This window comes from Arthrobacter sp. Br18 (assembly GCF_000520555.1).
GTDB lineage: Bacteria > Actinomycetota > Actinomycetes > Actinomycetales > Micrococcaceae > Arthrobacter_D.
The window spans coordinates 10,845-36,318 of the sequence record NZ_KI914858.1; the positions used below are offsets into that span (position 1 = coordinate 10,845).

General features: G+C 66.0%; 23 protein-coding genes, 1 tRNA gene and 1 riboswitch. Of the genes, 16 read left to right on the plus strand and 8 right to left on the minus strand.

Annotation, left to right across the window (positions count from 1 at the left end; genetic code table 11):
• Positions 1 to 87 precede the first annotated feature (87 nt).
• Positions 88 to 912: a CPBP family intramembrane glutamic endopeptidase gene (locus tag Y704_RS0108310; protein ID WP_081747488.1), complete on the plus strand. Its 825-nt coding sequence runs from the start codon at positions 88 to 90 to the stop codon at positions 910 to 912.
• A gap of 111 nt (positions 913 to 1,023) precedes the next feature.
• Positions 1,024 to 1,311 carry a DUF1540 domain-containing protein gene (locus Y704_RS0108315; RefSeq protein ID WP_026549786.1) on the plus strand — a complete coding sequence of 96 codons (288 nt, stop codon included), beginning with the start codon at positions 1,024 to 1,026 and terminating at the stop codon, positions 1,309 to 1,311.
• A 153-nt stretch (positions 1,312 to 1,464) separates the two neighbouring features.
• Here Y704_RS0108315 and Y704_RS0108320 read toward each other — a convergent pair whose 3' ends face one another.
• Positions 1,465 to 2,106: a VOC family protein gene (locus Y704_RS0108320; RefSeq protein ID WP_026549787.1), complete on the minus strand. Its 642-nt coding sequence runs from the start codon at positions 2,104 to 2,106 to the stop codon at positions 1,465 to 1,467.
• A 119-nt stretch (positions 2,107 to 2,225) separates the two neighbouring features.
• A riboswitch (SAM riboswitch) is annotated at positions 2,226 to 2,341 on the plus strand.
• 59 nt (positions 2,342 to 2,400) lie between these two features.
• Between Y704_RS0108320 and Y704_RS0108325 the strand changes: the two genes are divergently transcribed.
• The 3 genes from Y704_RS0108325 to Y704_RS0108335 all read left to right on the plus strand — a co-directional run bounded on the left by Y704_RS0108325 (position 2,401) and on the right by Y704_RS0108335 (position 5,267).
• The gene (locus tag Y704_RS0108325; RefSeq protein WP_026549788.1) at positions 2,401 to 3,729 is read left to right on the plus strand and encodes a bifunctional o-acetylhomoserine/o-acetylserine sulfhydrylase; all 1,329 of its coding nucleotides are present in this window, start codon (positions 2,401 to 2,403) and stop codon (positions 3,727 to 3,729) included.
• Positions 3,726 to 4,862: a homoserine O-acetyltransferase MetX gene (locus tag Y704_RS0108330; protein ID WP_051476833.1), complete on the plus strand. Its 1,137-nt coding sequence runs from the start codon at positions 3,726 to 3,728 to the stop codon at positions 4,860 to 4,862. The genes Y704_RS0108325 and Y704_RS0108330 overlap by 4 nt, the downstream gene beginning before the upstream one ends.
• 162 nt (positions 4,863 to 5,024) lie before the next feature.
• On the plus strand, positions 5,025 to 5,267 hold the full coding sequence (locus tag Y704_RS0108335; RefSeq protein ID WP_026549790.1) for a hypothetical protein: 243 nt from the start codon (positions 5,025 to 5,027) through the stop codon (positions 5,265 to 5,267).
• Between the two features lie 222 nt (positions 5,268 to 5,489).
• Here Y704_RS0108335 and Y704_RS0108340 read toward each other — a convergent pair whose 3' ends face one another.
• Positions 5,490 to 6,332: an SGNH/GDSL hydrolase family protein gene (locus Y704_RS0108340; protein WP_253904264.1), complete on the minus strand. Its 843-nt coding sequence runs from the start codon at positions 6,330 to 6,332 to the stop codon at positions 5,490 to 5,492.
• A 105-nt stretch (positions 6,333 to 6,437) separates the two neighbouring features.
• On the opposite strand from Y704_RS0108340, the gene Y704_RS0108345 reads away from it, so the two are divergent.
• Positions 6,438 to 7,121: an alpha/beta hydrolase gene (locus Y704_RS0108345; RefSeq protein WP_051476834.1), complete on the plus strand. Its 684-nt coding sequence runs from the start codon at positions 6,438 to 6,440 to the stop codon at positions 7,119 to 7,121.
• Here Y704_RS0108345 and Y704_RS0108350 read toward each other — a convergent pair.
• A complete protein-coding gene (locus tag Y704_RS0108350; protein ID WP_026549793.1) occupies positions 7,118 to 7,366 on the minus strand; it encodes an RNA-binding S4 domain-containing protein in 249 nt (82 codons plus the stop codon). The two genes, Y704_RS0108345 and Y704_RS0108350, sit on opposite strands and share 4 nt — an antisense overlap.
• An 87-nt stretch (positions 7,367 to 7,453) precedes the next feature.
• On the opposite strand from Y704_RS0108350, the gene Y704_RS0108355 reads away from it, so the two are divergent.
• Both Y704_RS0108355 and Y704_RS0108360 read left to right on the plus strand, forming a co-directional pair.
• Positions 7,454 to 8,434 (plus strand): DMT family transporter, encoded by a 981-nt coding sequence (locus Y704_RS0108355; RefSeq protein WP_026549794.1) that lies wholly within the window; start codon positions 7,454 to 7,456, stop codon positions 8,432 to 8,434.
• Positions 8,435 to 8,575: 141 nt separating this feature from the next.
• A complete protein-coding gene (locus tag Y704_RS0108360) occupies positions 8,576 to 9,544 on the plus strand; it encodes an NAD-dependent epimerase/dehydratase family protein (RefSeq protein ID WP_026549795.1) in 969 nt (322 codons plus the stop codon).
• A gap of 81 nt (positions 9,545 to 9,625) precedes the next feature.
• Here the strand turns inward: Y704_RS0108360 and Y704_RS0108365 are convergent, their stop codons facing one another.
• Positions 9,626 to 11,254, minus strand: coding sequence for a M28 family peptidase (locus Y704_RS0108365; protein ID WP_081747489.1), 1,629 nt, complete (start codon positions 11,252 to 11,254; stop codon positions 9,626 to 9,628).
• A gap of 325 nt (positions 11,255 to 11,579) precedes the next feature.
• On the opposite strand from Y704_RS0108365, the gene Y704_RS0108370 reads away from it, so the two are divergent.
• Both Y704_RS0108370 and Y704_RS0108375 read left to right on the plus strand, forming a co-directional pair.
• The gene (locus Y704_RS0108370; RefSeq protein ID WP_026549797.1) at positions 11,580 to 12,968 is read left to right on the plus strand and encodes a glycine--tRNA ligase; all 1,389 of its coding nucleotides are present in this window, start codon (positions 11,580 to 11,582) and stop codon (positions 12,966 to 12,968) included.
• Positions 12,968 to 13,891 (plus strand): GNAT family N-acetyltransferase, encoded by a 924-nt coding sequence (locus Y704_RS0108375; RefSeq protein ID WP_026549798.1) that lies wholly within the window; start codon positions 12,968 to 12,970, stop codon positions 13,889 to 13,891. Before Y704_RS0108370 ends, Y704_RS0108375 begins: the two co-directional genes overlap by 1 nt.
• Before the next feature lie 64 nt (positions 13,892 to 13,955).
• Here the strand turns inward: Y704_RS0108375 and Y704_RS0108380 are convergent, their stop codons facing one another.
• Complete coding sequence (locus Y704_RS0108380; RefSeq protein WP_026549799.1) at positions 13,956 to 14,765, minus strand: lysophospholipid acyltransferase family protein; 810 nt, start codon at positions 14,763 to 14,765, stop codon at positions 13,956 to 13,958.
• Between the two features lie 398 nt (positions 14,766 to 15,163).
• Between Y704_RS0108380 and dusB the strand changes: the two genes are divergently transcribed.
• The 3 genes from dusB (at position 15,164) to dnaG (ending at position 19,668) form a co-directional block, all read left to right on the plus strand.
• Positions 15,164 to 16,327, plus strand: a complete 1,164-nt coding sequence (gene dusB / locus Y704_RS0108385) for a tRNA dihydrouridine synthase DusB (protein ID WP_026549800.1) — start codon at positions 15,164 to 15,166, stop codon at positions 16,325 to 16,327.
• A gap of 51 nt (positions 16,328 to 16,378) precedes the next feature.
• Positions 16,379 to 17,662: a deoxyguanosinetriphosphate triphosphohydrolase gene (locus tag Y704_RS0108390; RefSeq protein WP_026549801.1), complete on the plus strand. Its 1,284-nt coding sequence runs from the start codon at positions 16,379 to 16,381 to the stop codon at positions 17,660 to 17,662.
• A gap of 83 nt (positions 17,663 to 17,745) precedes the next feature.
• Positions 17,746 to 19,668 (plus strand): DNA primase, encoded by a 1,923-nt coding sequence (gene dnaG / locus Y704_RS0108395; RefSeq protein WP_026549802.1) that lies wholly within the window; start codon positions 17,746 to 17,748, stop codon positions 19,666 to 19,668.
• Positions 19,669 to 19,702: 34 nt separating this feature from the next.
• On the opposite strand, the gene Y704_RS0108400 is transcribed toward dnaG, so the two are convergent.
• The gene (locus Y704_RS0108400) at positions 19,703 to 20,029 is read right to left on the minus strand and encodes a GYD domain-containing protein (protein ID WP_026549803.1); all 327 of its coding nucleotides are present in this window, start codon (positions 20,027 to 20,029) and stop codon (positions 19,703 to 19,705) included.
• A 212-nt stretch (positions 20,030 to 20,241) separates the two neighbouring features.
• On the opposite strand from Y704_RS0108400, the gene Y704_RS0108405 reads away from it, so the two are divergent.
• Positions 20,242 to 20,314 (plus strand) — tRNA-Asn (locus Y704_RS0108405).
• Between the two features lie 103 nt (positions 20,315 to 20,417).
• A complete protein-coding gene (locus tag Y704_RS0108410) occupies positions 20,418 to 21,890 on the plus strand; it encodes an SDR family oxidoreductase (protein WP_026549804.1) in 1,473 nt (490 codons plus the stop codon).
• Positions 21,891 to 22,079: 189 nt separating this feature from the next.
• Here Y704_RS0108410 and Y704_RS0108415 read toward each other — a convergent pair whose 3' ends face one another.
• Together Y704_RS0108415 and Y704_RS0108420 are read right to left on the minus strand one after the other, a co-directional pair.
• Complete coding sequence (locus Y704_RS0108415) at positions 22,080 to 22,388, minus strand: hypothetical protein (protein WP_162149390.1); 309 nt, start codon at positions 22,386 to 22,388, stop codon at positions 22,080 to 22,082.
• Positions 22,389 to 22,579: 191 nt separating this feature from the next.
• Entirely contained in the window at positions 22,580 to 23,803 is a 1,224-nt protein-coding gene (locus Y704_RS0108420; protein ID WP_026549806.1) for a multidrug effflux MFS transporter, read from the minus strand.
• Positions 23,804 to 23,976: 173 nt separating this feature from the next.
• Here Y704_RS0108420 and Y704_RS0108425 point away from each other — a divergent pair, with 173 nt between their 5' ends.
• Positions 23,977 to 25,410 carry a sugar porter family MFS transporter gene (locus tag Y704_RS0108425; protein WP_051476835.1) on the plus strand — a complete coding sequence of 478 codons (1,434 nt, stop codon included), beginning with the start codon at positions 23,977 to 23,979 and terminating at the stop codon, positions 25,408 to 25,410.
• Positions 25,411 to 25,474: the final 64 nt, after the last annotated feature.

Consider the following 25,474-nt stretch of genomic DNA (forward strand, 5'->3'; position numbering starts at 1 on the left):
TATGGAGCTCCGGAATCCGGGTTGACCGGGCAGCGGAGCCCCGGCGGGCCGTTGGGAATCCCCAGGATCCGCTGGAAGGATAGCAGCATGCCCGTGCCATTCCCCGTCCCCCGCGAGACGCCTCGCGAGACGCCCCACGACACCGCCCCCCTCGACGTCCCGGCCCGGCGGCAGGAAAGGCGCATCAAGGCCGAAATTCTCATTGTGCTCGGTCTGTCGCTGGGACAGTCCGGCGTGTACGCAGCGGTGAACCTCCTGGAGAAGCTGACGCGGGCGCCGCTGTCCGGGCAGACCACCACCCTCAACCCTGTCCTCAACGACCGGCAGTACTTCGACCTTGCGTACCAGCTGCTGAGCATCTTCTTCGCGCTCGTACCGGTGGCGCTCGTACTGTTCCTCCTCAGCGGTTCCGGCGCGTCCGCTGTCCGCCGTCTCGGTTTCACCTTTGCGAAACCGGGCACCGACTTCGGCCTGGGACTCGGCCTTGCAGCAGTCATCGGTGCCGGTACCCTGGGGGTGTACGCCGCAGGGCGGGAACTGGGGCTGACGACGGCGATCGTCCCGGCCGCCCTCGACGCCTACTGGTGGACCGTGCCCGTCCTCATCCTTTCGGCCCTCCGCCACGCGGTGCTCGAGGAAGTGATCGTCGTGGGGTACCTTTTCGAGCGGTTCGGTGAACTCCGGTGGTCAGTGCCGGCAATTCTGGTCACCAGTGCGCTGCTGAGGGGAAGCTACCACCTGTACCAGGGCTTCGGCCCATTCGTGGGCAACGTGCTCATGGGCCTCCTGTTCGGCTACGTCTACGCCAGGACGCGCAGGGTGATGCCGCTGGTCATCGCTCATGCGGCCATCGATATCGCCGGGTTCGTCGGATTTTCGCTGTTCGGCCCGGCAATCGGCATCGGCGGCTAGCCGGCTGTGCGGCTTTCCTTTTGGGCCACGAAAATGTGACTAAATTACCGCCGGCTTCGGTGCTACTTTGAAGGAATCGCGGCCTCTTCCGCGGGCCGCCAAGGAGGAACCGTGACAGTCATCACGAACGTCTCGGAATGCAGCGTCGGTAATTGTTCGTTCAACCACGATGGCTGTACTGCCCTTGCCATCACCGTCTCCGGGAGCGCCGACCACGCCTCGTGCGCCACCTTCATCGACACGTCGATCAGCGGCGGCCTACCCAAGATGCTCGCCCAGGTGGGAGCGTGCCAGCGCGCCGAGTGCAACTTCAACCACGACCTCATGTGCACGGCGCCTGCCGTCAAGGTCGGCCCCGGCGCCGACGCCGCTGATTGCCTGACGTACACCCACGCCTAGGACGACGCGTCTGGGACGACGCCTCTGGGATCACGCGTCTGGGATCACGATTGCCGGACTTCGTCAGCCGACTCTCACCAGCTGCGTCCTGGCGGCCGGATTTCGACAGGCGGATCTCGACAGCTGGAGTCCGCCGGCCGGATCCCGACTGCGCTAGATCTCGACCGAGCCGCGTTCCGTTTCGAAGGTCACCGACATGATTCCCGGCGTTCCATTGGGGGCAACCCAGTGGACGTCGACGCCGTCGAGCGTCTCCTCGACCTGCGTGCCGAGCCACTCGGTGACACGCTCGTATGATCCGGCGATCGTCAGGCAGTCGAGTTTCACTGTGGCCGGGCGGGCCTGGGACGGATGCAGGGCTTCGAGTCCGTCGTCCCATCGGAGCAGGTAGGGGACCTGGGGGTCGGCGATGAGTCCCTTGATGCCGATCTGCTGCCAGGACAGCTCCTGCCCGTCAGGGAATTTCCGGTTGCCCGGAACCGCACTCCTGCCGAGGCGCTCCTCGAAGGGTTGGAGGTTGTCGACGGCAACGCACCAGCCCATCCAACCCCCGCCGGCTTCGGAGCGCGCACGCACCGCCTGGCCGAAGGGTGCCTTGTCCGACGCGGGGTGCGAGAGGACCTCGACGACCTCCAGGTACTGGCCGTTGACCAGGGGGAAAATCATGTTCCTGGTTCCGAAGCGGGCATGGACGCCGCCCTTCACGGCTTCCATGCCGAGAGCGGTTGAAATCCGCTCCGCGGTGGCAGCCAATCCGTCGGGTTCGCAGGCGTAAGAGACGTGGTCCAGGCGCATGGCTACATTTTGGCACTTTGTGATGGACGTCTCGACTTAGGTAGGCCTTACTTCACGCGGGGTCATATCCGGCGTCACGAAGTTGCCTGCGTCGCCTGTTTGGGCTTTCATTAACTGCAGGTCATGAGTGCCAGCGGAAAGCCCCGGCTCGCTGGCCGGCAACCCTCCAACCGCGGTGGGGTGCCCCGGGTGAAGACCAGGCGGAGCCCACAAGGGTGCTGCGCAAGCGCGGGCCCCAAAGCCCCAGCCGGTTCTTCGGCGACGGCTCAACGGCCCCCATCGAGAGGGGACACCATGTCCAACGATTGGTCATTCGAAACACGTCAGATCCATGCCGGGCAGACACCCGATCCCACCACGGGCGCCCGTGCCCTGCCGATCTACCAGACGTCCTCGTTCGTCTTCCCCAGCGCCCAGAGCGCCGCCGACCGTTTCGCGCTGATCGAACTGGCGCCGATCTACACGCGGATCGGCAACCCGACCCAGGAAGCCGTGGAGACGCGCATCGCAAGCCTCGAAGGTGGTGTGGGTGCCCTGCTGCTGGCATCGGGACAGGCCGCGGAGACCTTCGCTGTCCTGAACCTCGCCGAGGTGGGGGACCACATCGTCGCGAGCCCGAGCCTCTACGGCGGCACGTTCAACCTTTTCAAGCACACGCTGAAGAGATTCGGGATCGACTGTACCTTCGTGGAGGATCCGGACAACCTTGAGCAGTGGCGCGCAGCCGTCCGCCCCAACACGAAGCTGTTCTTCGGTGAGGTGGTGTCCAACCCTCGGCAGGACGTCCTCGACATCGAGGGCATCAGCACCGTGGCCCACGAGCACGGCATCCCGTTGATTGTCGACAACACGCTGTCCACCCCGTACCTCATCCGCCCTATCGAGTGGGGCGCCGACATCGTGGTCCATTCCGCCACCAAGTACCTGGGCGGACACGGAAATGCTATCGCCGGGGTGATCGTCGATTCCGGGCGCTTCGACTTCGCGCAGAATCCGGAGAAGTTTCCCGGCTTCAACACACCCGACGAGAGCTACCACGGCCTCGTCTACGCAAGGGACCTCGGCGTCGGCAGCGCCCTCGGCGCGAACCTCGCCTTCATCCTCAAGGCCCGCGTCCAGTTGCTGCGGGACCTCGGGTCGTCGGTTTCACCTTTCAACGCCTTCCTGATCGCGCAGGGCATCGAGACGCTCAGCCTGCGCATGGAGCGCCACGTGGACAATGCCAGGGCCGTGGCCGAGTGGCTTGAAGGTCACGACGACGTCGAATCGGTCGCCTATGCGGGCCTGGCCTCGAGCCCGTGGTACGAGCGTGGCCGCAAATACGGGCCCCGGGGTACCGGTGCCATTGTTTCCTTCGACATTGCAGGCGGCATCGAGGCGGGCAAGCGGTTCGTCGATGGCCTCGAGCTTCATTCACACGTGGCGAATGTCGGCGACGTCCGTTCACTGGTGATCCATCCGGCGTCGACCACCCACAGCCAGCTGGGAGCGGAGGCGCAGTTGACGGCGGGTGTGCGCCCCGGTCTCGTGCGGCTCTCGGTGGGGCTGGAGAACCTCCAGGACATCTTGGCCGATCTGGATGCCGGCTTCCGAGCGGCGAAGGGGGCGGAACCAGCGCGGTGACCACCTACTTACCTGCGCCGCCGAGCCTGCCCCTCGCGGGTGCGCGAGGCGACGGTTTTCTTCGGATCGCGCCGATCGGACCGGTGGTGCTCGACGCCGGCGGTGAGCTCCCCGACGTGCAACTGGGCTTTGAAACCTGGGGCGCCCTCAACAGTGATGGCTCCAATGCCGTGCTGGTCCACCATGCGCTGACGGGCAGTTCCCATGTCGCCCGCGGTGCGTCCGGGGAGGAGGGGTGGTGGGACTCGCTCGTGGGGCCCGGCCGCACCGTGGATACCGACAGGTACTTCGTGGTGTCGATCAACATGATCGGTGGCTGCTACGGCTCCACGGGACCGGCGAGCCTCGACCCGGAAGGTTCCCCGTGGGGATCCCGCTTCCCCTTCATCACCATCCGTGACTCGGTCCGCGCCGAGGCCCTGCTGATGGACCGGCTGGGCATCCAGCGTTGGCACTCCGTCCTCGGCGGATCGATGGGGGGAGCGCGCGCCCTGGAATGGGCACTGATGTATCCGGAGCGGGTGGAGCGATGCGCTGTCATCGCCTGCACTGCAGCGAGTTCGGCCGAACAGATCGCCTTCGCCCAGGCGCAGCTCCAGGCGATCCGCCTCGATCCGGCATTCGCCGGAGGGGACTACTACGGAGGAGAGCTCCCCATAGCCGGGTTGGGTCTTGCACGGCGGATAGCGCATATTACCTACCGCTCCGAGCCGGAGCTCACTCTTCGCTTCGGCAGGTCGGCGCAGGACGTCGAGCAGCCGTTCGGCGGTGTGCTGCCCACTGAGCGCGGCCGCTACCAGGTGGAGAGCTACCTCGACCATCAGGCGGCGAAGCTGGTGAGCCGGTTCGACGCCAACAGCTATGTGATCCTGACGGAAGCGCTCATGAGCCACGATGCGGCGCGGGACCGGGGAACGCTGCAGCAGGCGCTGAGGGTGGCCACCGCCCGTTTCTTCATCGCCGCAGTCGACACCGACCGCCTCTACTTCCCCGGGCAGTCGGATCTCCTGGCGGAGGCGCTTCCGGGCCACGTTCCGGTACATACCATCCGATCCCCCATCGGGCATGATGCATTCCTGACCCAGATCCATCAGCTCGACCGTGAGTTGGCGGAGGCGTTCTTCGGCGGGTAGGGGACATGACGCGGATCCGGTCGAAGTACAAGGTTGGGTTTGACGGCGATCGGGCCTAGGGTTGGAGCTAAGCCTGCTTAGTATGCAGCCCGGCCGCGGGCACCGTAGCCAGCAGGCCGAACCATCGTCCACAACCGTCCAACGCCGTCGAAGGAGCTGTTCATGGAACTCAGTACTATCGGGTGGAATGAAGAAGCACGTCAGAAGATCCTGCTTGACGCTGACCGGGCCCTCCAGTCAGCGGTGCGCGAGGCAGCGCAAACCCTCAAGGGCAGCAGCCGCGACGAGATCTACGAGTTCCTGATCAAAAAACTCCAGCCCCAGTTCGTCGATTTCAAGCCGGGTCCCGACCTCGGGAACTGCGCCGACGCCGTGGCGAACGGCGAGGTATCGCTGAACGGCTGACGCGGTCGATTTCCCAGCGCTCGATGGCCAGCGCCGCATGACGCGGCGTTCGATGGCCAGCGCCGCATGACGCGGCGCTCGATGACCAGCGCCGCATGACCCGGCATCCGATGACCAGCGCCGAATGATCATCGTTGGCCAGCGGGCGGCGTCGGTGCTCCGCTTCGGACGGACTCCGACGCCGCCTGTTCCCGTTCCCGGCGGGTCAGCCACGCTGGACCGCTAGTCGGCCGCTCCCGGCGGCATTCCGGGCCCAAAGATCGTTCCGGGCTCGGGGCGTTTGGCGGTGACGCCGTCGCCCGATGACTGGTGGCGGAGCCGCCGGAGCACCCAGGGAACGAAGAATTCCCGTGCCCAGACGAAATCCTCGGATCGTGCCGTCCGCCAGCTCTTCGCCGGAAGCTCCTTCGGCCGCAGGGGCTCCAAAGTGTGTTCGACGGCGAGAGTGTCCAGAACCATCGCGGCAATGGTGTGATGGCCCAGAGGGGAGAAATGAAGGCGGTCAGGGGCCCACATCTGGGGATTCAGCAGCAGCCGCAGCGCCCACATATCGGCCACGACGGCGTCGTGCCGCGCAGCGATGGTGCGGAGGTTCTCGTTGTAGATGGCAGTCTTGGCCCGGATGCTCCCGAGCACTGTGTCGCGGACGTCGGGACCTGTCAGCATCATCACCGTGGCCCCATTGGTGCCAAGAATTTGCACCAGGGCGTCGAGCCGTTCGGCGATGCGGTCAGGGTCTCCGCCCGGTCGGAGGAGGTCGTTGCCGCCGGCCGAGATGGTGATCAGGTCCGGTTTCAGGGCGAGAGCCGGCCCTACCTGGCTGTCCGCAATTTGCTGCAGGAGCCGGCCGCGTACGGCGAGATTCGCGTAGGCGAAGCCCGGATGGTTGCGGCTGAGTTCCTCGGCCACGCGGTCGGCCCAGCCCCGGTTGCCGCCGACGCTCTCAGGATTGGGGTCGCCGATTCCCTCGGTGAACGAATCCCCGAGTGCAACATAGCGGCTCCAGGGGTGCGGCTGGGCATAGGGAACCTGCACCACCTGCGGTTCGTGCTGATTGGCTGTCACATTTTCAGTATTTCAGGCAAAGCGACGGTTACACGAACGCAGGCCCGAAGTTTGCCGTCGGTGGAATTTGATGTGCACCGGGCACCGCGTGCGAAAATGTGCCCCATGACAACATCCGAACAGAGCCCCGTCCCGCACGCCGATCCCACGTGGAATCCCACCGTGCTCTGGTCGCGGCCGGAAGCCGAGCGGCCGGGGACCCCGCTGCTGGTGCTGCTCCACGGGTACCTCGCCAATGAGGAGGACCTCATGGGCCTGACCTCTTACCTGCCCGAGGAGTTTACCGTCGTGTCGGTACGCGCGCCCCTGGCAGGGGAACCGGGGTACTCCTGGTTCCCGCTCTCAGTGGACGCCGACTACTCGGTGGACAGGGTCGCAGCATCGGTGGGGCAGCTTGCCGCCTGGCTCGGAACCGTTCGGAGCGCACACACCAGCGTCAGCCTTCTCGGATTCTCCCAGGGGATGGCTGTTGCCACGAGCCTGCTGCGACACACCCCGGAGGATTTCGCCTGCGTGGTCGGACTGTCGGGGTTTGCCGTACCCAGCGATGATTCTGCTTTCTTCCGGACTGACAACGAGGTAGCAGCCGCCCGTGTTCCCTTCTTCTGGGGCCGCGACCAGAAGGACCCGGTCATCTCCGAGGCAATGGTCGACTTCACCCACGCATGGCTGAACGCCAACACCCAACTCACGAAAATCCTCTACCCGCACATGCTGCACAGCATCAGCCAGCAGGAACTCGCCCATGTGCGTGAGTTCCTCACCCAGACAGTGCTGAGTCGCCGCTAGGTCCTCGTAATCCTGACACTGCGGCCGTTGACATTCACAGTGTCGCCCGGATGAAGCTGCCTTCCGCGGCGCTCCTCGATTTCGCCGTTCACCTGGACCAGACCGTTGTCGACCAGCGCCTTCGCTTCGACGCCGTCCTCGGCCAGCGAGGCGAGCTTCAGCAGCTGGCCCAGCCGGATCATATCGTCGCGGATGGAAATCTCTTCGCTGTCGGCTGCGCCCTGCGCAGAATTATCGCCGCTCATGACTCCATTCTGACGCAGTTCCACCCCTGCCATGCGTTGCAGAATCCTTGGGCGCGGCGGCCGCACAAGCTCCACTACGCTTGATCGGTGGCTACGCACCCTTCGTTATCCCCGGTCATCGGGCTTCCGCTGGCGATTGCGGCAGGGCTCGCCATCCCGGTGCAGGGACGGATCAACGGCGCTCTCGCCATTCGGCTTGACGACAGCGTCGCGGCTGCACTGGTCAGTTTCGGCACAGGCCTGGTGCTGATGATCGCGATCTCACTCACCCTTCCCGCAGCGCGAGCCGGAGTGCGCGAGGTGATCCCTGCCGTACGCGCGAGGCGCTTTCCGCCCTACTACATCGGAGCCGGAGCTATCGGCGCTCTCTTCGTGTTCGCTCAGTCACTGACCATCGGCCTCCTCGGGGTGGCACTGTTCACGGTGGCCGCTGTCATGGGCCAGTCCCTCAGCGGGCTTCTGGTGGACAGGGCGGGGATCGGCCCCGCGGGCAAGCGGTCCGCGACCCCCATGCGCATTATCGGCGTGATCCTCACCGTCGTCGCGGTGATGTGGGCGGTATCCCCCAGGTTCGGGCTTTCGGGGGACACAGAGTCATCGCTCCTGCCGGGGCTCCTGCCCGTCCTCCTGCCGGTCGTCGCAGGAATTCTGATGAGTTTCCAGCAGGCCATGAACGGGACGTCCGCGGTGCACTATGGAACGCCGCTCACGGCCACGCTGATGAACTTCGTGGCAGGGAGCGTCGTGCTCCTTGCGGCATGGCTGGCGAAGTTGCTGGCGGCGGGGGCCGGGAACCCGCTGCCCGCCGAGTGGTGGTACTACATGGGAGGCCCCATGGGGTGCGTGTTCATCGGCCTCGGAGCACTGCTGGTGCGCAGCCTGGGAGTTCTGCTGACCGGTCTCAGCATGATCGGCGGGCAGCTGGTGGGCTCCCTGCTGCTGGACCTGGTCTTCCCCGCGCCCGGGACCATCATCGCCGTCGCCACCGTCGGCGGGACAATGCTGACGCTGGTCGCCATCGTTCTGACAACGCTTCCCTGGCCGCGCAGGGCCACGGGTATCGCGTAGGCCGTGAGCCGTGAAGTGTTCCTCGCCGGCGCGGTCGGCATCAGGGCCGCCGCTGTGGCGCCCATCAAGGATAGGCAAGGAAGATCCGCCCTGAGTGAAAGCCACTTCGTCCAGGGACTCCGACCGGGTTGGGTGGGGGATATGAGACGCATCCTGATCCTTGGCGGTACGGCGTGGCTGGGCCGTGAACTGGCGCAGCAACTCCTGGTTCAGGGCGAATCCGTTACCTGTTTGGCGCGGGGTAGATCCGGGACTGCACCACCGGGCGCCGTGTTCGTCCAGGTGGACCGAGCAGAACCGGGTGCGTACGCGGCCGTGGGACACGGGACGTGGGATGAAGTGATCGAGCTGTCCTACGACGTCGGCCAGGTACGGGGTGCCCTCGATGCCCTTTCCGGCAGGGCGGACCACTGGACGCTGGTCTCGTCGATTTCTGTGTATTCATCACATTCCGAGCCGGACGCCGACGAGGCAGCAGCCGTCGTGGATGCCGGCGATACCCGGGATTACGCGCAGGCGAAGGTCGCCTGCGAACGGGCATCACGGGCAGCCTTGACTGATCGGCTCCTGGTTGTTCGGCCGGGGCTGATTGGAGGTCCGGGTGATGGCAGCGACCGGTTCGGTTACTGGGTTGCCCGGTTCGCTCTTGCCGACGGGCAACCCGTTCTGGCTCCGTCGACGGCGGGACGCAGTGTGCAGGTCATCGACGTGCGTGACCTTGCGGCCTGGATGATCCACGCCGGGGCGGCAGGCCTCACCGGAGTCATCAACGCCGTGGGGAATGAACTCGCGCTGGGCACGGTCCTGGCGGAAGCCGCGAGGACCGCCGGGTCCACGGCCGAAATCGTCGAGGCGACGGACGAGTGGCTCCTTGGGCACGACGTCAGTTACTGGGCGGGGCAACGTTCGCTGCCACTCTGGTTGCCCCGGGCCGACAATGCCTTCGCGCAGCGCAGCAACCAAGCATTCCATAGGGCCGGCGGTCAGCTGCGCGGTCGGGCCGGGACCCTGAAGGACACACTCACCGACGAACGCGGCAGGGGGCTGGGCCGAATACGCCGGGCCGGACTGACGAGGAACGAAGAACTGGACCTGCTGAACGAACTGTGAGGCGTCCCGTCCTGCGAGGCGAAGACAGAGGGCGGAACCGATTGGTTCCGCCCTCTGTCTTCAGCCCTGCTGGTTCACCGGCTAGCGGTCGGCCAGCTCGGCGTCGTGGTCGTGCTCCGGGTGGAGCCCGCCACCGCTCTCCGTGCCGCCACCCAGCGGGTTGCCGTCGAAGTTGTCCTTCTCCTTGAAGTTACCCTTTGCCGACCCGGCGCCGTTCACTTCCATCGTGTTCATGGCGTAGCTGAGGGTGAGGTGGGCCACGGCGTCACTCATCTGGTCCAGTGCTGGAATGCTCAGGTTCGATTCGTCGTCGCAGGCGATGTGGTAGCAGGCGTCATAGGGAGCGCCGGCCATTCCACCGAAGAGTTCCGCCTGCTCGGCGGTCTTGATGCCTTCTGCCCCGGTGAACAGGCCACCGGCAGGGATTCCTTCGGCAATGAAGGGTCCGTAGTCGCTTCGTCCACTGAACGCCGTCTCGCCCGAGGCAAGACCTGCCGAGGCGAAGTAGTCGTGGAAGTCCTGTTCGATCTGGCCCGAACCTTCGGGGCCTGCGGCAGCATTCGCTCCTACCGGGAAGGCGGAGTTGTCGCCGTCGTACACGAACCGGCCGAAGTTGGCCGACCCGATCATGTCGAAGTTCAGGTAGAGCCCCACCTTGTCGAGGCCGCCATTCTGCACGAGGTCGGCCACGTAGTGTTCGGCTCCCAGCAGGCCCAGTTCCTCCGCGCCCCACCAGGCGAAGCGCACCTTATTGGTGGTCTTCACCTTCTGCATGCCCTCGGCGACGGCGAGGATCGCCGCGCTTCCGGTCCCGTTGTCGTTGATGCCCGGTCCTGCGACCACGCTGTCCAGGTGGGCGCCGACCATCACCACGTTGTCGTTGCTGCCCGAGGACGTCTCGGCGAGGACGTTGTAGGTGTCCCGGTTCTCGGAGATGGTGTCCGCTGCAGCGCGTCCGGTCACAGGTACCTCATTGATCAGCGAGGTCCCCGCTTCAAAACTGGCGCCGAGCACGGGGATCGAGACCACGCCGGGTGCTCCGAGCGTTCCCGCGATCGGGCCGGTGTTGGCCCCGACCCCGGTGTTGAAGATGACGACGGCGCCGGCTCCCGCGGCTTCGGCGTTGGCGGCCTTGACCGAGAACGGACAGGTGCCACGCTGCACCAGTGCGATCGAGCCCGGAGTGAATCCGATGAAGTCAGCCGCTTCGCAGCCGCTGGTGGTGGTGGCGCTCATCTCGCCCTTGGTGTCGACGGCGGCGATGGTTCCGGTGATGTCCCCCTTGCCGGAGTAGGTCATGGCGGCGAAATCGGTGGGTGTGTAGGTCCTGGAGTCCGGACTCGTCTGGGTGAGGATGGGTGCACTCAGCTGGGCGTAGAAGGGGAACTGGAAGGTCTGGATGGTGGGGGAGTATCCCGCAGCCTTCAGCTTGCCGACGATGTAGTCAACTGAGTCCGAGTACCCCTTGGTCCCGGACGCGCGGGTGTTTCCGTTCGCGTCGGCGATGGTGTCGAGCGCATCCAGGTGCCCCACGACTTTCTCCACCGACACTGCGGTCCGTAACTTCTGGCTGGTGTTGTTGTTGCTGTTCTCCTGGGTCGGGCCTGCATTGGCTGCAAGTCCGCCTGATGCGACCAGGGCCAGGCCGCCGGCAAGTGCCAGGCCCGCCCTTCCAATGCGTGCACGCGGGTGTAAACCGTTTTGGGTCACGATATTTCCTTTGTTCGCGAGAGGGTCCGCTGTTGCAGACACAGAACGCGCCTGTGACGTGGGTCACGTCACGGCGCTACCCCACAATAGGAAGCAACCGGGTCCCGGTCAAGGACGCCGGGCGGCATCGGGCGAAATAGGGTGGGAATACTCGGCAATCCCTGCGGAAGTGGAGTCCTGGTGCCCGGTTCGTGCGCTCCGACGGCGCTCACCGCTGCCGGTAGGCTGGCAGCGTATATTCTTCCCGCGCGGAGCCCCGAGGGCTCCCGCGCGCCCAACCAGCGGACCGCACCCAGCGGCCTGCAGAAGCCGGAGCCGTAACCCCATGGCAGCAGCGAAATCAGCACTCGATCCGATCATCTCCCTCGCCAAGCGCAGGGGCTTCGTCTTCCAGTCGGGAGAGATCTACGGCGGATCGCGCTCGGCCTGGGACTACGGGCCGCTCGGTGCCGAGCTGAAGGAGAACATCAAGCGGCAGTGGTGGCAGTCCGTGGTGCGCGGGCGCGACGACGTCGTCGGCCTTGATTCCGCAGTGATCCTTCCCCGCCAGGTCTGGGAGGCCTCGGGCCATGTCGAGGTGTTCAGCGACCCGCTCGTCGAGTGCCTGAGCTGCCACAAGCGCTACCGGGCCGACCACCTCGAGGAAGAATTCGAGGAGAAGAAGGGCCGGGCGCCTGAGAACGGCCTGAAGGACATCGCGTGCGTCAACTGCGGAACCAAGGGGCGGTGGACCGAGCCGCAGGAGTTCTCGGGCCTGCTGAAGACCTACCTCGGTCCCGTTGCAAGCGAGGAAGGCATGCACTATCTGCGGCCCGAAACCGCGCAGGGCATCTTCACGAACTTCAACAACGTGCTCACCACGGCCCGCAAGAAGCCGCCCTTCGGCATCGGCCAGATCGGCAAGAGCTTCCGCAACGAAATCACACCGGGCAACTTCATCTTCCGCACCCGGGAGTTCGAGCAGATGGAGATGGAGTTCTTCGTCGAACCGGGCACCGACGAAGAGTGGCACGAGTACTGGATCAAAAACCGCTTCGAGTGGTACACGGAGCTCGGCATCAAGCCCGACAACCTGCGCCTCTTCGTGCACCCGCTCGAGAAGCTCAGCCACTACTCCAAGGGCACCACCGACATCGAGTACCGCTTCGGATTCCAGGGCTCCGAATGGGGCGAGCTCGAGGGCATCGCCAACCGCACCGACTTCGATCTCTCGACCCACTCGAAGCACTCCGGAACCGACCTCGGATACTTCAACCAGGCCACCAACGAGCGCTACACCCCGTACGTCATCGAACCGGCCGCGGGCCTGACGCGCTCCTTCATGGCGTTCCTCGTCGACGCGTACACCGAGGACGAGGCGCCCAACGCGAAGGGCGGCGTGGACAAGCGCACCGTGCTGCGGCTCGATCCGCGCCTCGCTCCGGTCAAGGCGGCAGTGCTACCCCTCAGCCGCAACGAGGACCTCTCGCCGAAGGCCAGGGACCTGGCGGCCGAGCTGCGGCGGAACTGGAACATCGAGTTCGACGACGCCGGCGCTATCGGCCGTCGATACCGGCGCCAGGACGAGATCGGCACCCCGTTCTGCATCACGGTGGACTTCGACACCCTCGAGGATCAGGCGGTGACCATCCGCGAGCGTGACAGCATGGCGCAGGAACGCGTCGCGCTCGACCAGGTGCAGGGCTATCTCGCAGCACGGCTGATCGGCTCCTGATGGCTCTTCAATACCGGGCCTGGCAGGACGGCGACGACCTCGAGCTGCTGCAGCTCTGGGGTGGGCCGGAGTCGCCGCCGGCGGAGCAGTTCCGTGGATCCTTCCGGCCATCGGCGGAATCCCCCTGGAACCGCTGCATCACCGCGCTCGACCAGGGGGTGCCGGTGGCCGCCGGATTCGTCTATGAGACCGCCCTGCACCCGGAGCGGCTCTGGTGCTACGTGGAGGTCGCGGCCGATCACCGCCGCACCGGCGTCGGTTCCACCCTGCTGACCATGCTGCGCCTCGAAGCCGCGGCGTCGCCGTCGGGCATCACCGCGCTGCGCAGCAAAGTGCAGCCCGGCACTCCGGGTGCGCTCTTCGCGGAGGCCGTAGGTTTCTCTCCGATCCAGCGCTCGCGCGTTGTCGTGGTGAGTCCCGGAGCGCTCGCCGCACCGGCATTCGACGATGCCTCCGGGCCGCAGCTCGAGGAGGCGGCAACGGGATCGGTGGAGCTCACCCGCGCTGTCGCGGACTTCTACACGGCCGTCCACGGCTGGGACCGCGCCGACCTGACCGTCGGCCGGGCGCAGCAGCTGCTGCTCTCCGACACCAGCGGTGCCGGGGGCGCGATCGTGCTGCGCGACCGGCCGCGGGCCGACGGCGGCATGATCGCCGCTTTCGCCGTCAGCTACACGCAGGCCCGCACTGACGGTCCGGCCGACGTCCTGCTGGGCTATGACACCGCGCTGAAGCCGTCCGAGCAGGAGGCGGCGGTGGCCACGATGATCGCGATGCTCGTGCACCAGTTCCCCGTGCAGCTCGAGGTCGACGACTCGATGACGGCACTCGTGCGGGTGGTCGAACCGCTGCTGGCCGGCGATGCTGCGACCGTCGACGCCGAAGCCTACGTCGTCGCGCTGGAGGAGCGGGGCCAGGACTAGGGGCTCGTGGTCGAGCGGTCCTGGACCGGCTCCTGCGTAACGCCCGCGGCCGCGGCGCGTGCGTTCACCCCCGGTTGTGGCGGCCCGTGCTGAGATCGTGCTGGTCGGCCGCGAGACGTTCGTCCTCTGTCATTGCCCCGCCGCCGAGGTGAGCCGGGTGCCACCAGGCGCCCGGGTCCGGTGCCACCTGGAAGTCTGCGATGCACCGGTCGATGCCCTCCTGAAGCGCCGCGCGCAGCTTCTCGGTCTCTCCGGCGACGTCGAGTCCCGGGTGGATCGGCACACCGACATGGACCCTCACGGGTGCCCGCCAGGCCTTTTGCACCGAGAACCCGTGACCGCGGGTGAGCAGCCGGTGGGATCCCCAGACCGATACCGGGATCACCGGTACTCCTGCTTCCGCCGCGAGCCGCACCGGTCCGGTCTTGAGTCCGCGCACGGTGTAGCTGCGGGAGACACCCGCCTCGGGGAGGATTGCCACGTATTCGCCGGCCTTCAGCTTGTCCAGCGCATCGGTGTAGGCGTCGGCCCCGGCCCGCCGGTCGGTAACCACGTGGCCCAGACCGTAGACGAAGGGTCCCACGAACCACAGCGACGCGACCCGTTTGGTGATCAGGTACCGTGCCTGGATTCGGGCATGGCCCCACAGGACGAGCTCCGCGAAGGCGAAATCGAGATACCCGAAGTGGGTGACGGCCACCACCGCTCCCTTGCCGGGGACCGCGCGCCGCGAGCGGCCGTTACGCGGATCCGGTGCCGGCAGGTTTTCAGTGCCTGTAGTCCGGATCCGTAGGTGCAGTGCCCATCGCACCAGCAGGCCAGTGCGGACCACGAACCGGTACAGGCGGTCGTTCTGCTTCGGCTTCCACGCCATCTTCACGCACCTCGAGACTCGGAGCCGGCGGAAGGATTCACCGGCGTTCGATCCTCACTTCTATCACGAGGAATTGCGCAGAGGGGCGCAGGAGATGCCGGCAGGCGCCGTCCAGGGCCCGTCGGCTGGCTGCACCCGTTCGCGTGGAGGACTCCCGGCGGGATACAGCCGCTGGCAATCTGCCTGATCTTGCGGCGGTTGTGTCCGGCCTAGCGGCGGTCCCGCCCGGCCTAGCGGCGGTCCCGCCCGGCCTTGCCGCGGTCCTGCCCGTCTCCGGTCACGGTTGTGCCCGGCTCTGCGACGGATTTGCCCGGCCTTGCGACAATAGAGGGGTGACTGCTGTATCGATCCGACCTGCCCCGGCCGCCCCCGCCCCCGGCCCTTCCCCTCCGGGAGGGATGGAGGCCGCGTTGAAGCTCGACCTCCCGCCGTTGAAGCTCGGCCCCATCACGGTGGACACCCCCGTAATCCTCGCTCCCATGGCCGGTATCACCAACCGGGCCTTCCGACGGTTGTGCCGCGAGTACGGCGGCGGCCTCTACGTATCGGAGATGGTCACTTCCCGCGCCCTCGTGGAGCGCAGCCCGGAGTCGCTGCGCATCATCTCCCACGATGACGACGAACGCGTGCGCTCGGTGCAGCTGTACGGCGTCGATCCGGTCACCGTGGGTGCGGCCGTGCGCATCCTCGTCGAGGAGGACCACGCCGACCATATCGACCTCAACTTCGGCTGTCCGGTCCCCAAGGTCACCCGGAAGGGCGGGGGAGCGGCGCTCCCCTGGAAGCTGGACCTGTTCACCGGGATCGTTCAGACTGCGGTGCGCGAGGCCGCCAGGGGCGGCATTCCACTCACCATCAAGATGCGCAAGGGTATCGACGAGGATCACCTGACCTTCCGGGAGGCGGGCAAGATCGCCCGCGACAGCGGTGTCGCCGCCGTCGCGCTCCACGGCCGCACGGCGTCGCAGTTCTACTCGGGCAAGGCCGACTGGAACGCCATCGCGGAGCTCCGCGAAGCCCTTCCCGACATTCCAGTGCTGGGCAACGGTGACATCTGGAGCGCCGAGGATGCGGTGCGTATGGTGCAGCAGACCGGTGTCGACGGTGTGGTGATCGGTCGCGGCTGCCAGGGCAGGCCGTGGCTTTTCGGCGACCTCGGGTACGCGTTCGAGGGCAGGACCGAGCGATACCGGCCCGGTCTCGGCCAGGTGGCTGAAACAGTGTACCGGCACGCCGAGTTGCTGGTGGAAACCTTCGACAGCGAAATGATGGGTCTGCGGGATATCCGCAAGCACATGGCCTGGTACTTCAAGGGGTACGTGGTCGGCGGGGACCTGCGCGCAAAGCTCGCCGCCGTCCCGACCCTCGAGGTGCTGCGCGGCCTCCTCGATGAGCTGGACATGGATTCGCCCTATCCAGGCGTTGACGCCGAGGGCCCGCGCGGGCGGGCCGGTTCGCCCAAGAAGACCTCGCTGCCCGAGCACTGGCTGGAGGGGCGGGTGCTGAATGCGGTCCAGCAGGCCGACATCGCAGCGGCTGAACTGGACGTCTCGGGTGGCTGAGCGCGCACCGCACCGGACACAGCACCCGACATTCCAAGACAGAAAGAGGCCATGAGTTTTCCGCACGCACCCCAAACCGCCGGCTACCTGGCCGAGGACATGGAGCGGTGGGTTCGAGAGCCTCCCAAAAGTTCGCACCGCTCGAATTTCGAGCGCGATCGTGCCCGTGTGCTGCACTCTTCGGCACTGCGCAGGCTCGGCGCCAAGACCCAGGTCGTGGCGCCGGACACCGACGACTTCGTGCGCACCCGGCTCACCCATTCCCTCGAAGTGGCGCAGGTGGGCCGGGAACTGGGCCGGTCGCTCGGCTGCGACCCCGATATCGTCGACGCCGCGTGCCTGGCCCATGACCTCGGCCACCCTCCGTTCGGCCACAACGGCGAATCGGCCCTGAACGACCTCGCGCACGGCATCGGGGGTTTCGAGGGCAATGCCCAGACCCTGCGCCTGCTGACACGGCTCGAACCGAAAATCATCCGGGATGACGGCACGCCCGCCGGGTTGAACCTCACGCGGGCAAGCCTTGATGCCGCCTGCAAATATCCCTGGACAGCTGCCACGGCCCCCGTCATCGACGCGCACCGGACCTCCAAGTTCGGGGCATACGAGGACGATCTCCCGGTCTTCGACTGGCTCCGCACCGGTGCGCCCGAGGGCCGCTCCTGCCTCGAGGCTCAGGTCATGGACCTCGCCGATGACATCTCCTACTCGGTGCACGACGTCGAGGACGCCATTGTTGCGGGTCACCTCCAGCTGAAGTGGATGGACAGTGCTGACGCCAGGGCCCGTGTGGTCGGCTACACGCGGCAGTGGTACCTTCCCGGGAGTGATCCCGCGGCCGTCGATGCTGCGCTTGCGCGGCTCGAAGGGACGCCCGTCTGGGTGCGGGAGGCTGACGGCACGCGGCGGTCCATGGCGGCCCTGAAGAATATGACCAGCCAGCTGATCGGCCGGTTCTGCCTCAGTGCCCTCGAGGCTACCCGCGGCATCTACGGGACCGACCCGCTGACCCGTTACCACGCCGAGATGGTGGTGCCGGAGGACACGGCCCTCGAAATCGCTGTCATGAAGGGTCTCGCCACCACCTACGTCATGACCACCGACCATCGGCAGCCGGTCTACGAACGCCAGCGGGAGATCCTCACGGCGCTGGTGGCGCAGATGCACGCGGAGGATGACCGCTACCTTGAGCCGACCTTCGCCTCGGATTGGCGGGAGGCAGGGGACGACGACGCCCGGTTGCGCGTCATCGTGGACCAGGTGGCATCGCTGACCGACGGCTCGGCACTGAGCCTGCATGAGCGGATCGTCGGGCCGGTCCCCGCGCTCTGGTAGGACGGCCTTCGGGTCGTCCCTCGCCTGATTCCGCCTCCTGGTGAGCGGTTCGGCGCCGGAGCAGGGAAGCATAGACTGTTTTTATGGCCGGACTCATCAAGCGCGAGGATATCGATGAGGTCCGCCAGCGCACCGATATCAAGGAAGTCGTCGACGGCTACGTCACGTTGAAGTCGGCCGGTGTGGGCTCCTACAAGGGCCTTTGCCCGTTCCACGACGAGCGTTCGCCGTCCTTCCACGTGCGTCCGCAAATGGGCTCCTACCACTGCTTCGGGTGCGGTGAGGGCGGGGACGTCATTTCGTTCGTCCAGAAACTCGACCACACCTCCTTCACCGAAACGGTCGAAAAACTGGCAGGCCGGCTCGGCATCGAACTGCACTATGAGGACGGCGGGTCGGGGCCCCGGCGCGAGGATGTGGGCAAGCGCCAGCGCCTGCTCGACGCCCACAAGATCGCCGCCGAATTCTACCGTGAACAGCTCATCACGCAGGGCGCCGCGGCCGGCCGGCAGTTCCTCCAGGAGCGCGGTTTCGACCGCGATGCCGCGGCGCTCTTCGGCGTGGGTTACGCGCCGCAGGGCTGGGACGGGCTCCTCAGCCACCTCACCGGCCGCGGTTTTACCCACGACGAGCTGAAGCTCACGGGCATGTTCAGCGTCGCCTCCAACAACGCCTCCCGTCTCTACGACCGCTTCCGCGGCCGCCTGATCTGGCCGATCCGTGACATCACCGGCGACACCGTCGGATTCGGGGCCCGGAAGCTGTACGAGGAGGACCAGGGGCCGAAATACCTCAACACTCCCGAAACGCAGCTCTACAAGAAGTCGCAGGTGCTGTACGGCATCGACCTCGCCAAACGGGAGATCGCGAAGACCCGCCAGCTCGTGGTGGTGGAGGGCTACACCGACGTGATGGCATGCCATCTCGCGGGCGTCGGCACAGCGGTCGCGACCTGCGGCACGGCGTTCGGCGCCGATCACATCAAAATTGCGCGCAGGCTGCTCTCCGACGACGGCACCGGGGGCGAAGTGGTGTTCACCTTCGACGGCGACGCCGCCGGCCAGAAGGCGGCCCTGCGCGCTTTCGAGGAGGACCAGCGGTTCATCGCGCAGACCTATGTTGCAGTGGAGCCGGGGGGTGCGGATCCCTGCGACCTGCGGCAGAGCAGGGGCGACGACGCCGTCCGCTCCCTCATCGCGGACAGGCGGCCGCTGTTCGAATTCGCGATCAAGGCGTCCTTCGGCAACTTCGACCTGTCCACCGGTGAAGGCCAGGTGAAGGCTTTGCGGCATGCCGCGCCGATTGTGGCGCAGATCCGCGACGTGTCGCTGCGGTCCACGTACACGCGCGAGCTCTCCCGCTGGCTCGGCATGCAGTTCGTGGGGGAGGACCAGGTGGCACGGGCGGTTTCCGCGGCGGCTCGGCGCGATGGTGCTGGTTCCGCCTCGGGACGCGGAAGCGGGGCCCGGACGGGGGACCAACCCAGCGGCAGGGCCGGTGGGAAGGACCTTGATGCGCCGTCAGAACCGCAGTTCTCGCGTCCTGATCCACGGGATCCGATCGGGCGCATGGAACGTGAGTCTCTCGAGGTGGTCCTGCAGCAGCCGGGACTCCTCGATGCCGACCAGTGGGTGCGATTCTCCGCAACCCGTTTCGCCGTTCCGGTCTACGCAGCGCTGCAGGACGCCGTCGTCGCTGCCGGCGCTGCCGGCGTGGAGCCGGGTCGGTGGATTGAGCAGGTACGTCGTGAGGTGCCGGAGGTGCTACACCCCTTCGTGACCGAACTCGCCGTGCGACCGCTGCCCGCAAAGGATGCCGACGCCACCGTGCTGTACTGCCGGGATATCCTGAATCGCCTCGCCGAGCTCCGCATCACCCAGCAGAAGGCGGAGAAGCTGGGGCAGCTGCAGCGCATGGATTCCACGGCCGACCCGGCCCTCTACAACCAGCTCCAGCGTGACCTCATGGACCTTGAAACCCAGCGCCGCCTGCTGCGCTCGGACTGATGACTTCCTCGGCAATAAGCGGCGGTGCAGTGGCTCAGGCGCCCGGGGGCCGGTACTGGACCTCTCCTGCCTTGCGCATGGCCTCCATCGCTTCATCAACGCCCAGCAGTACTGTCGTGTCCAGCGAGCTCAGCGCGCCGCCACCGGTGATCGCCAGTGTGACCGCGGCCATGGAGACATTGTCGGGGGCTTCCCACAGGGTGTAGCCGTCGTGTGGACCGAAGGCGTACCAGAATCCGTGGAGCGTCCCGCCCACCGATTCAATATAGGACCGGGCTGCTTCTCCGCGGTCTTCGGGATTGCTGATCAGCCTCGCCCACGTCTCCGGGGTGTAGCTGAATCGTGACAGATAGAGCGGCATTGTCTTTTCCTCCCAGAACCGGTTCAGCACTGATCTCCACTTCTTAAAGTCTAGATCCGCCCAAGCGGAAAAGGCCCTGCCGCAGTGGAGGTCAAGGAACGACGCCATCGCGTCAGGAGCACCCGACGACGGCGTCATCGATCGGCGTGGAAGCGGGGCGCGGGCCAATTTCACAACACCGCTGATCATCTGTAGAGTTGATCCTGCTGCTTTCCTCCGTAGCTCAATTGGCAGAGCATTCGACTGTTAATCGAAGGGTTACTGGTTCAAGTCCAGTCGGAGGAGCAAGATCAGCCCCCGACCAGCTTCTCCGCTGGTCGGGGGTTTTTTCTGTCCTGGCTGCTGACGGACAACCGGTCCTGCCAGCAGGCAGGCGTAGGCTAGGGCCATGAAAAATGACGGTTCGCTCATCCTTGTCACGGGTTCCACGGGATACATCGGGGGCAGGCTCGTGACGAAGCTGGTCGCCGAGGGCTATAGCGTCCGTGTCGTGGTCCGGTCGCCGCAGAAGCTCAAGGACGTCCCGTGGGCGGACGACGTCGATATTGTCGAGGGAGACCTGCAGGACCAGCAGACCATGCGCAGGGCATGCTCGGGCGTGGGAACCCTCTACTACCTGGTGCACTCGATGGGGTCGGGGAAGAACTTCGACCAGCGCGAGAGCGAAATCGCCGTCACGGTGTCCGAGGCTGCCACCGAGGCCGGAGTCGCGCGGATCGTGTATCTCGGCGGACTCCACCCGGAGGGGGTGACCCTGTCAACCCACATGCGCTCCCGCACTCAGGTCGGCAAGATCCTGCTCGATTCCGGCACCCCCACCATCGCCTACCAGGCGGGAGTGGTGATCGGCTCCGGCTCAGCTTCCTTCGAAATGATCAGGCACCTCTCCGATGTCCTGCCTGTGATGCCCGCACCCAAGTGGGTGCTGAACCGCATCGAGCCGATCGCGGTCCGCGATGTGATCCATTACCTGGTCGGCGCCCTCGACCTGCCGCCGGGACTGAACAGGACGTTCGACCTCGGATCGCGTGAGGTACTGACCTATAGCGAGATGATGAACCAGTACGCCGAAGCTGCAGGACTTCCACGCCGCAAGATCCTCGCCCTGCCGGTCCTCACGCCCCGTCTCGCCGGCCACTGGGTCAACCTGGTCACCCCCATTCCCCGCGCGATGGCGATGCCGCTGATCGAATCGCTGCAGCACGACGCCATCACCGCCGAGCATGACATCGATGGTTACCTGCCCGTCCCTGGGGGCGGGCTCACCGGCTACCGGCGTGCGGTGGACCTGGCGCTGGGCAGGATGCGTGGCGGTGAGGTCGAAACGAGTTGGGCGGGAGCCTCACAGCTCGACGCGGCGGCCGACCCTTTGCCTTCGGATCCCCAGTGGGCGGGACACACCGTCTTCACCGACCTTCAGACCTACAGTTCGTCGGCGTCGCCGGAAAAGCTGTGGCGGGTGGTCGAAGGAATCGGCGGCGAGAACGGCTGGTACTCCTGGCCCGTGGGGTGGGCCGCGCGGGGATGGATGGACAAGCTAGCCGGGGGAGTAGGTCTTCGAAGGGGTCGGAGGGATGCCCACGAGCTGCTCACGGGTGAAGCACTCGACTTCTGGCGCGTCGAGGAGATCGTGCGCGGAGAACGCCTTCGCCTGCGCGCCGAGATGAAGGTGCCCGGCAGGGCCTGGCTCGAGTTCGCAGTCGAGCCCGACGGTTCAGGAAGCGCCTACCGCCAGCGTGCAGTCTTCTTCCCCCAGGGGCTCTCCGGGCGCCTGTACTGGCTCGCAGTGCTCCCGTTCCACGGCTTCATCTTCAAATCCATGGCGCGCAACATCGCCAAGACTGCCGAAGCGATGCCGTAGGGCCGGCCTACCTGCGGCGCGGGAAACCACGCGGCTTGCCCAAGCACGCTGCCGGCCCGGCGGGTTCCGGCGGTGCACCCCTTTGAGGTCGCCTCATCGGGGCCCGGGAGCATGGCGCTCCGGTATACCGGCGAAACTTCCCGGGGCGGAAGGGATCAACACGGCGCCGCCGCGCTTCACGGGCGGCGGTTACGGACGCGCGTCGCCGCGGTGGAGCAGGGGATGCTCGTACACCTGCTGCCAAGCGCCGGGGGCGTAGGCGCGAATCAGATGATCGTTGCTTCCACCGATCCGCAGGACCCCTCCGTCAAAGGACACCACATAGCCGCCGCCTGCGGCCGCCTGCTGGTCTGCGGTGCCGTACACGTGCAACTCGCCGTCGAGGAAAACCAGTACCGCTGGTCGAACCTGACCATAGACGCTGGAATTGTAGGTTGATGACTCGTCAGCGTCGAAAACATGCGCCCCGTTGGGCCCCTCAACATAAACTCTGACCATGCCCGCCATGAAAGCCTCCTGATAGGTGGGTTGTCAGGAAGATTACCTCAGTCGGCTTTCTATTTCAGCGTCTTGACAAAGCTATGGCTCCACCTTGCCGCCGGCGCAGTGACCAATCCAGACGAGTGACCAGTCGGGCGCAGTGACCAATCCGGAGCGGCGGGCAGTGTGCGCAGTGATACGCCGGAGCGCTACTGCAGGGGCGGCACGCTCCGCGGCCGCACGACCGTCCACAGGAAGACGGTGGCCAGGGCGATGCAGCAGGCCATGACGGCGGCCATTGGTGTCGCCGATTGGATGCCCAGCACTCCCACGACCGGCGAGATGATTCCTGCCATCCCGAAGGTCACTGCTCCGAGAAGGGAGGCCGCGGTTCCCGCCTGAGCACCATGATTGACCAGGGCAAGGACCTGGACGCACGGGAACATGAAACCCGCGGCCATGATGTAGAACCACAGGGGGATCGCGGTGCCGAGGATGCCGAACCCCAGCTGGTCGAACACGATAATCAGCGCCGCCATGATCATCATCACGGTCGTCGCATAGACGATGACCCACTGGGGCCCAAGGCGCCGCAGCACCCGAGCGCTGGCTTGCACCCCACCGACCACCCCGAGGGAGTTCACGGCGAATAGGATCCCGTACTGCTGGACGTTCAGTAGGTACAGTTCCTGAAAAAGGAACGGAGATGCCGAGAGGTAGGAGAACAGCCCGGCGAAGTTCATGCCGCCCACGAGTACCACGCCGATGAAGATCCGGTCACTGAGGACTGCCCGATAGCGCTGGAGGGCGGTGGAGCCGGAACTTTTGCGCCGCTCGGCGGGAAGTGTCTCGATGATGAATGTCGACACCGCAATGATGACCAGCACTCCATAGCCGGCAAGGAACCAGAAGATGCCCGGCCAGGGTGTCACCAGCAGCAGCTGTGACCCGATGACGGGGGCAAAGATAGGTGCCATGCCGTTCACGAGCGCCATGTAGGAGAGGTTCCGCACCAGCGCCAGCCCGCTGAAGAGGTCCCGCACCATCGCCATTGCCACTACTCCTCCGCCTGCCGCGCCGATTCCCTGCAGGACACGGAAGATCATCAGCGAGGTGATGTCGTCGGACTGCGCTGCGCCAAGCGAGGCGACCACATGGAGCGAGGTCGCGAGGATCAGAGGAACCCGGCGCCCGATCTTGTCGCTGAGTGGCCCCACCAACAACTGGCCGGCCGCGAATCCGACGATCGTTCCGGTGAGCGTCAGCTGGGTCGCGGCCTCGGAGATTCCAAGGTCGCTCTGCAGGGCGGGAAATGCCGGCAGGTACAGGTCGATGGTGAAGGGACCCAGTGCTGTCAGGGCGCCGAGGATGGCAATGTAGATTATTTTCTCGCGCCGCGTGAGTGCATCGCCTGGGTGGGAGAGGGGGGTCAAGAATCTGCCTATCGGAACAAAGGACGGGAGGGCGCACAGCGTGCACGATGGTTGCCGTAGCGAATCAACGCACCTTCTATCATAAGGCCCCGCGGCTGCGCACGCCCGTTGAGCAGCCCTCCTGCTGACGTAGGGTGAACGGGACCCTACAGCGGAAGAAGGACGGACAACACATGAGCCAGCAGGATCTGGCGCCAGGCGAGACGCCTGCGCCACGCCACCTTGCCCGCGTAATAGCAATTACGGCAGCCGCGGCCGTCGGGGGGCTCCTGTTCGGGTTCGACACCGCGGTGATCAACGGAGCAGTCGATTCGATCCAGGCCGATTTCGGTCTCAGTGCCTCGGTACTCGGTTTCACTGTGGCCATCACCCTGCTCGGCTGTGCGGCTGGAGCCTGGTTCGCAGGCGGACTGGCCGACAGGTACGGTCGCAAAACCGTCATGGTCATCGCTGCAATCCTGTTCGCAGTCAACTCGGCCGGATCGGCGTATGCCTTCTCGGAGTGGGACCTCATGGCCTGGCGCCTGGTCGGCGGCCTTGCCATCGGTATCGCCTCCGTCATCGTTCCCGGCTACATCGCTGAAATCGCTCCCTCCAGATGGCGTGGCGGCCTCGCATCGGTGCAGCAACTCGCCATCACGGTCGGCATCTTCGCAGCTCTCCTCTCGGATGCGTCCCTGGCCAGCGCCGCCGGTGGTGCAGGCGAAGAGCTGTGGTGGGGACTCAGCGCGTGGCGCTGGATGCTCCTCGTGGGCGTCCTTCCCGCCGCCGTCTACGGGGTCCTTGCCCTTATCATCCCGGAGTCACCCCAGTACCTCATCCGGCAGGGGCGCGACGAGGAAGCGGCACGCGTGCTGTCCCGCGTGAGCGGCATCCACGACACCGACGCCAAGACCGCCCAGATCAGGGACAGTTTCGAGAGGGAAGACAAGGCAGGCTACCGCGATCTGCGGGGGCCCGCCTTCGGCCTCCAGCCGATCCTGTGGGTCGGCATGGCCATCGCCGCGCTCCAGCAGCTGGTCGGAATCAACGCGATCTTCTACTACTCGACCACGCTCTGGCAGTCCGTCGGATTCAGCGAAAGCGACTCGTTCACGACGTCGGTCATCACCTCGGTCATCAACGTCACCATGACCTTCGTGGCCATCTTCTTCGTTGACCGGATCGGACGCCGGAAGCTTCTCCTGGCCGGCTCAGTGGGAATGTTCGTGGGTCTGCTTGCAGCGACGATCGCCTTTTCCCAGGCGAGCGGCTCGGGCGAGAACGTTTCACTGACCGGCATCTGGGGGCCGATGGCCCTGGTGGGCGCCAACCTGTTCGTCATCTTCTTCGCCGCAACCTGGGGTCCGGTGATGTGGGTGACGCTCGGTGAGATGTTCCCCAACAGGATCCGTTCCATTGCTCTGGGTGTCGCCACAATGGTGAACTGGGTTTTCAACTTCCTCGTCACGCTGGCCTTCCCCTGGGTCAGCGCCAACCTCGGACTCTGGACCATGTATGCGGCCTTCACGGTGTTCGCCGTGCTGTCCTTCTTCTTCGTGAAGGACCGGCTCAAGGAGTACAGCGGGCAAGACCTCGAGGACAACACCGAGCTGCTCGCACGCTGAGGAGGCACGGCGGGTGGAAAGCGACGCTGGACGATGCCCGCCAGCCGAAAAGCGAACGAATCCC

What these genes read in the sequence shown, in the direction of transcription:
- Y704_RS0108310 (WP_081747488.1), top strand. Translation starts at nt 88, where the DNA reads ATGCCCGTGCCATTCCCCGTCCCCCGCGAGACGCCTCGCGAGACGCCC.
- Y704_RS0108320 (WP_026549787.1), bottom strand. Translation starts at nt 2,106, where the DNA reads ATGCGCCTGGACCACGTCTCTTACGCCTGCGAACCCGACGGATTGGCT.
- Y704_RS0108325 (WP_026549788.1), top strand. Translation starts at nt 2,401, where the DNA reads ATGTCCAACGATTGGTCATTCGAAACACGTCAGATCCATGCCGGGCAG.
- Y704_RS0108335 (WP_026549790.1), top strand. Translation starts at nt 5,025, where the DNA reads ATGGAACTCAGTACTATCGGGTGGAATGAAGAAGCACGTCAGAAGATC.
- Y704_RS0108345 (WP_051476834.1), top strand. Translation starts at nt 6,438, where the DNA reads ATGACAACATCCGAACAGAGCCCCGTCCCGCACGCCGATCCCACGTGG.
- Y704_RS0108350 (WP_026549793.1), bottom strand. Translation starts at nt 7,366, where the DNA reads ATGAGCGGCGATAATTCTGCGCAGGGCGCAGCCGACAGCGAAGAGATT.
- Y704_RS0108360 (WP_026549795.1), top strand. Translation starts at nt 8,576, where the DNA reads ATGAGACGCATCCTGATCCTTGGCGGTACGGCGTGGCTGGGCCGTGAA.
- Y704_RS0108370 (WP_026549797.1), top strand. Translation starts at nt 11,580, where the DNA reads ATGGCAGCAGCGAAATCAGCACTCGATCCGATCATCTCCCTCGCCAAG.
- Y704_RS0108375 (WP_026549798.1), top strand. Translation starts at nt 12,968, where the DNA reads ATGGCTCTTCAATACCGGGCCTGGCAGGACGGCGACGACCTCGAGCTG.
- Y704_RS0108380 (WP_026549799.1), bottom strand. Translation starts at nt 14,765, where the DNA reads ATGGCGTGGAAGCCGAAGCAGAACGACCGCCTGTACCGGTTCGTGGTC.
- dusB (WP_026549800.1), top strand. Translation starts at nt 15,164, where the DNA reads ATGGAGGCCGCGTTGAAGCTCGACCTCCCGCCGTTGAAGCTCGGCCCC.
- Y704_RS0108390 (WP_026549801.1), top strand. Translation starts at nt 16,379, where the DNA reads ATGAGTTTTCCGCACGCACCCCAAACCGCCGGCTACCTGGCCGAGGAC.
- dnaG (WP_026549802.1), top strand. Translation starts at nt 17,746, where the DNA reads ATGGCCGGACTCATCAAGCGCGAGGATATCGATGAGGTCCGCCAGCGC.
- Y704_RS0108400 (WP_026549803.1), bottom strand. Translation starts at nt 20,029, where the DNA reads ATGCCGCTCTATCTGTCACGATTCAGCTACACCCCGGAGACGTGGGCG.
- Y704_RS0108410 (WP_026549804.1), top strand. Translation starts at nt 20,418, where the DNA reads ATGAAAAATGACGGTTCGCTCATCCTTGTCACGGGTTCCACGGGATAC.
- Y704_RS0108415 (WP_162149390.1), bottom strand. Translation starts at nt 22,388, where the DNA reads ATGGTCAGAGTTTATGTTGAGGGGCCCAACGGGGCGCATGTTTTCGAC.
- Y704_RS0108425 (WP_051476835.1), top strand. Translation starts at nt 23,977, where the DNA reads ATGAGCCAGCAGGATCTGGCGCCAGGCGAGACGCCTGCGCCACGCCAC.